This is a genomic window from Dysgonomonas sp. 511 (genome assembly GCF_010501105.1).
Taxonomy (GTDB): Bacteria; Bacteroidota; Bacteroidia; order Bacteroidales; family Dysgonomonadaceae; genus Dysgonomonas.
Map to the genome: position 1 here is coordinate 1 of NZ_QVMQ01000092.1, position 335 is coordinate 335.

The 335-nt window shown below is 39.4% G+C and carries 1 protein-coding gene; it reads left to right on the top strand.

Features of this window, described 5'->3' with window-relative positions:
* Positions 1 to 301, top strand: a 301-nt coding sequence (locus D0T57_RS15640; RefSeq protein WP_304487057.1) for a Tex-like N-terminal domain-containing protein, incomplete at its 5' end; no start/stop codon positions are given.
* Positions 302 to 335 lie beyond the last annotated feature (34 nt).

A 335-nucleotide genomic window follows, 5' to 3' on the forward strand; every position in this document is an offset into this window, starting at 1 on the left:
GAATACATTCGAGGAAATAAAAAAAATAAATGTGGCGATAAATCTTCACAGGCTCGAACTAGACCGCTATGGCAACATATGGGTATCGTCGGAACTCGAAGACATCTACCTGCCATACAAACCCAAACGCCAGACGCGCGCCGAGATAGCCCGCTATCATCGCTTCGCGGAAGAAAAAACTATCTTAAAAACAATCCTAAAAATTGGAACGAAATATTTCCTAACAGTTACTAAGAGTCTGTTTAAATTTTATAGCAAATCTTCAACCCTGTCTTCAACAGATGCTTTTGGATTCTCATAGACATCCATTTTGCCGTTTTTGTTGAAATCAATCC